Raw genomic sequence first — 5,106 nt, forward strand, 5'->3', positions numbered from 1 at the left:
AACAGGCAGATCTTTTCCGCATCTTCATAGCCGTAATAAGCCACCCACATGCGCACCAGCCACAGGGGATGAGAATAGGCCACAGAAAGATATTCCGCCGTGCCTTTTTCAGGCATAGACACTTCCGTTTTCTTCTTCGCAGCTGTACGCAGCACGCCGTTCACAAAACCTTTCAGGGAAGCATACCCTCTGACCCCTGCCAGTTTTACCGCTTCGTTGCAGGCTGCAGAATCGGGCACATCCATGAAGTACATCTGATACACCGCAGAACGCATCACTGCCAGCAGCCAGGGTTTCATTTTTTCCGTCTTTGTTTTGGAAAAGGTATTCAGCACATGGTCGATATAGATGAGGTTTCGGAGGGTACCATTCACCACTTCCGTCACGAAAGCCCTGTCCTGTCGGGGCATGGCGCCGTTCTGGCGCAGCAGGCGCCGCAAAGTCATATTATTATAGGCTTCTTCCGTCATGATCTCCATGAGGGCTTCTGCCGCAATTTCTCTGGGATTGATCTGGATCATATTTCCATTCCTTCCATTTAAGTCATTCTTTCTCAACATAATATTATAAGACAAAAGACTGCATTCTTCAAGGATTTCACCCGTTTTTCAACAAAAAACGCCCCACTTTTCCTCTTTCCATAAACGCACGAAAAGGCTAACCCTCTTTCGAGAGTCAGCCTTTCTTTTTAGTCGTCTCTTCTGCCGAAAATCGCGATCAGTCGAAGCAGCTGCGCAATCGCTGCAAAAGCCGCCGCAACATAAGTCATTGCCGCCGCACTCAGCACCTTCTTTGCACCGCCGATCTCATCACTGGCCAGAAAACCTTCATCCACCAGTCTGTCAATGGCTCTGTGGGATGCATTGAATTCCACAGGCAGTGTGATCACTGTAAATGCCACAGACAGGGAGAAAAACAGAATACCCAGTGTGATCAGTGTGCTTCCGCCAAAGCCAACCATGGATGTAATCAGAAAACCAATAATGATCAAAGGCATAGCCAGTCTGGAACCGAAGTTTGCCAGAGGTACCAGCATACTTCTCAGTGCCAGAGGTGCATAGCCCACATCATGCTGGATAGCATGGCCTGTTTCATGGGCCGCAACGCCCAGCGCCGCTACAGATGTGCTGTCATACACACTCTGAGACAGCCTCAGTGTCTTTGTTCTTGGATCGTAATGGTCTGTCAGGTTGCCTGCCACACGCTGTACGCTGACATCATAGATGCCTGCATTCTGCAGCATCTGTGTTGCCACCTGCGCGCCGGTAAAACCTGCTCTGTTTCTTATTCTGGAATATTTATTGAACGTGCTGGATACTTTTGTCTGCGCCACCATAGAGAAGATGAACGCAAGGATCACCAGAAAATACCAGGGATCCATGCCGTATCCATAACCATAACCATAATACATAGTTGGTTCCTCCTATCTTATTTTAACAGGACGCCCGTTTCCATGGCATGGCCGCGCAGATATGCATCAGCCGCCATTTTCTTCCCGCCGCGGGCCTGCACTTCCTTGATACGCAGGATGCCGTCGCCGCATTTTACCGCGAAGTCCTTCTTTGTTACTTCCACGATTTCCCCGTATGCAGCTGCAGGATAGTCTTTATCTTCTTTTTCTGCCCAGAACATTTTCAGAGGTTCTTCTTCAAATACAGCGTATGCGCCATGGCCGGGATACATCCCCCTCATCAGGTCGATGATCTTCTGGCCTTTCATTGTCCAGTCGATATGACCTGTTTCTTTGAACAGCATGGGTGCATGGGTCGCCAGCGCATCATCCTGAGGGATGCGTTCGATGGTACCCGCTTCCAGACCATCAATGGTTTCCAGCAGCAGTTCCGCACCGGCCACCGCCATTTTATCATGCAGATCTTCGAAGTTATCTGTAGGCAGGATCTCTACTTCTCTTTTCAGCAGCATATCACCTGTATCCATACCTTTTGCCATAAACATGGTTGTGATACCTGTCACTTTTTTACCGTCAATGATTGCACGCTGCATAGGTGCTGCACCTCTGTATTCGGGCAGCAGAGAGCCATGTACGTTGATACAGCCATATTTCGGCATATTCAGGATATCTTCCGGCAGCAGCTGACCAAACGCTGTTACCGCAATCAGGTCTGCACCATAGCTGCGCAGCTGTTCGATCACTTCGGGTTCTCTCACCTTGATGGGCTGCAGCACTTCGATCCCGTGTTCCAGTGCCAGTTCCTTTACAGGAGTGAACTGCATTTTTTTACCTCTGCCCTTGGGTTTGTCGGGCTGTGTTACAACGGCTACTACTTCATGCTTTGTCAGCAGCGCTTTCAGAGAATACACCGCAAAATCGGGTGTACCCATAAAAATCACTTTCATTTGGCTTCCTCCTTATTCTTCTACAGGCAGAGCCTTATCGATGTAAAGGATCCCATCCAGATGGTCGATTTCATGGCACAGGGCACGGGCCATCAGTTCTTCCCCTTCGATGATAAATTCGTTGCCGTCTCTGTCCATAGCTTTTACTTTTACATAGTTGGGTCTTTCCACGGGGGCATATTTGCCGGGAACACTCAGGCAGCCTTCGTCGTCGATCTGAGAACCGCTTGTTTCCAGGATCACAGGGTTGATCAGTTCTACCAGACCTTCGCCGATATCGATGACAACCACTCTTTTCAGGATACCCACCTGAGGAGCAGCCAGACCAACGCCGTTGGCATCATACATGGTATCTGCCATGTCGTCCAGCAGTGTCAGCAGGTTGGGTGTGATTTCTTTTACTTCTTTACATTTTTTTCTCAGCACTTCGTCTGTGCTGATACGAATGGTACGAATTGCCATACTCTATTCCTCCTGTTATGATACTATCTCCAAAAAGTGAACAAGTTCAAAATTTTTTCTTAAATATCTCTTAAAATACAATATAAAATTATATCACATTTTCCATGTTTATACAATGCCGCTGAAGAGCTCGGGAAACAAAGAAGTTTCCCGAATGGAATCCGCAGGCGGAAACCGCGCTTTTCGCCGAGGAAAACAGGACGTCGCCTGTTTTACAGGCACGCATCTGTTTATTCTTCTGTCTCGCTCGTCAAAATCCTGATTTTGACGAAGGCGGCCTCGCCGCCCTTATACAATATTCGTCGGATTCAGCGCCAGTTGGTATTTTACATTGGATTTCCTGTCTTTTTTCAGTTTTTCCACCACAGGCAGCACCAGTTCCCGCAGGGCTTCTTCCTCACTTGCCTTCACGATCAGCTGATAACGGTATTCCCCGCGGAATCTGGGTAATGCCGCCGCCACAGGGCCTAAGATCATCGCAATGCCTTCCCCGTCTGTCTTCGCAATTTCCGCCGCCAGTTTCCGGGCAGAAAATTCCGCTTCCGTCTGATCCTCTCCTGTCACAAGGATGCTGAAAAAAGAGGAAAAGGGAGGATGCCCCATCATCTGCCGCATCAGCATTTCTTCCGCAAAAAACCCCTGATAGTCCTGCTTTGCCGCATGTTGCACCGCATAATGTTCCGGCTGATAGGTCTGGATAAACACACGGCCTCTGTCATCCCTTCTGCCGGCACGGCCTGCCGCCTGGGTCATCAGCCGAAAGGCTGTTTCCGCCGCGGTATAGCTGTCTATGTTCAAAGACAGATCCGCCGCCATAATGCCCACCAGACTGACATTGGGGTAATCATGGCCTTTGGCAATCATCTGGGTGCCGATGAGGATATCGGCTTCCCCCTTGCCAAAGGTCTCCAATATTTCTTCATGGCTGTGCTTTGTCATAGTCGTATCCAGATCCATGCGCAGGATGCGGGCTGCGGGAAAGAGTCTCTTTGCCTCTTCCTCAATTTTCTGGGTGCCTGTCCCAAAATAGCGGATATACTTGGAACCACATGCAGGACAGGTCCGGGGAATGTCTGCCCTTCTGCCGCAGTAATGGCAGACCAGCGCATGTTCCTTCTGGTGATATGTGTAGGTAATATCACATTCCGGGCAGGACATCACATGACCGCAGCCACGGCAGGAAACAAAGGTGGCATACCCCCTGCGGTTCAGAAACAGCATGGTCTGCTCTCCTTTTCGCAGGTTTTCCCCAATGGCCTCCTGCAGTTCCCTGCTGAAAGCGGAGCGGTTGCCTTCCGCCAGTTCCTTTCGCATATCCGTTACAAAAACCTGCGGTAATGTGCCGCCGCCTGTCCGTTCTTTCAATTCCAGAAGGAGGTATTCTCCCTCTTTCGCTCTGTGATAGCTGACCAGATCGGGGGTCGCCGTCCCCATCAGAAACAGGGCATTATATTTTTTCGCCGCTGCCGCCGCAACGTCCTTCGTGTCATATTTCGGCGTGATATCGGAAACATAACTGTTTTCATGGGCTTCATCCATGATGATGACGCCTACATTTCGAAAAGGCATGAACAAAGCCGAACGAGGGCCAATGATGACAGAAATTTCTCCATCTCTGGCCTTTTTCCACTGGTCTACCCGCTCTCCCATGGAAAGGCGGCTGTGGGTCACGCTGACCTTCTCCCCGAAACGAGAAATGAACCGTTCCAGAATGAGGGGTGTCAGGGCGATTTCCGGCACAAGCACAATGGCCTGCTGCCCTTTTTCGATCACATCGGAAATCAGCTGCATATAGATCTCTGTTTTACCGCTGCCCGTCACCCCATGGAGGAGAACAGATTTCTTCTCCGCTTTTTCCATTTCTCCACGAAGCGCCGCCAAGGCCGCAGCCTGTTCTTTCGTAGGCAGGAAGGCCTTTGTTCTTTCAAAATCCTCTGCATCGAACACATTGCGCAGTTCTGTTTCTTTTCTTTCTTTCAGAACACCTTTGCCCAGCAATGTTCTGATGGGCGAATCCGTGATGCCGCATCTTTCCTTCAGTTCTTCTGCTGTCACTTCTTCGCCGTTTCTGAGATATTCCAGAATCAGCCTCTGCCCCTCCAGACGTTTATCCCGTTCCGCCTTCTGCCATACAGCCTCCAGCATAGGATGCTCCAGATCCAGAGATAGGAGCCGTTTTTCTTTTTTATATTCACTGCGGCGCAGCTGCTGTTTCAATTCCAGCAGACCTTTTTCCTCCATTTTGCGAAGAAAATCCAGAACCTTTCCGCCGAATTCCATCTGGAT

At 49.8% G+C, this 5,106-nt stretch carries 5 protein-coding genes; all 5 read right to left on the reverse strand.

All coding sequences use genetic code 11. The features are described from left to right. Positions 1 to 521, reverse strand: a 521-nt coding sequence (locus ACJMLT_RS06635) for a transcription antitermination factor NusB (RefSeq protein WP_405728395.1), incomplete at its 3' end; no start/stop codon positions are given. Positions 522 to 688: 167 nt separating this feature from the next. Then, complete coding sequence (locus ACJMLT_RS06640; RefSeq protein WP_405728398.1) at positions 689 to 1,411, reverse strand: zinc metallopeptidase; 723 nt, start codon at positions 1,409 to 1,411, stop codon at positions 689 to 691. 17 nt (positions 1,412 to 1,428) lie between these two features. After that, entirely contained in the window at positions 1,429 to 2,358 is a 930-nt protein-coding gene (gene fmt, locus ACJMLT_RS06645; RefSeq protein WP_405728400.1) for a methionyl-tRNA formyltransferase, read from the reverse strand. A gap of 12 nt (positions 2,359 to 2,370) precedes the next feature. Beyond that, on the reverse strand, positions 2,371 to 2,820 hold the full coding sequence (def, locus tag ACJMLT_RS06650) for a peptide deformylase (RefSeq protein ID WP_405728403.1): 450 nt from the start codon (positions 2,818 to 2,820) through the stop codon (positions 2,371 to 2,373). A gap of 288 nt (positions 2,821 to 3,108) precedes the next feature. After that, on the reverse strand, positions 3,109 to 5,106 hold a 1,998-nt coding region (gene priA, locus ACJMLT_RS06655), incomplete at its 5' end, for a replication restart helicase PriA (protein ID WP_405728406.1).

The sequence above is a fragment of the Anaerotignum sp. genome (genome assembly GCF_045122575.1).
GTDB lineage: Bacteria > Bacillota > Clostridia > Lachnospirales > Anaerotignaceae > Anaerotignum_A.

Coding starts and splice junctions, on each gene's coding strand:
- def (WP_405728403.1), bottom strand. CDS start 2,820: ATGGCAATTCGTACCATTCGTATCAGCACAGACGAAGTGCTGAGAAAA.
- fmt (WP_405728400.1), bottom strand. CDS start 2,358: ATGAAAGTGATTTTTATGGGTACACCCGATTTTGCGGTGTATTCTCTG.
- ACJMLT_RS06640 (WP_405728398.1), bottom strand. CDS start 1,411: ATGTATTATGGTTATGGTTATGGATACGGCATGGATCCCTGGTATTTT.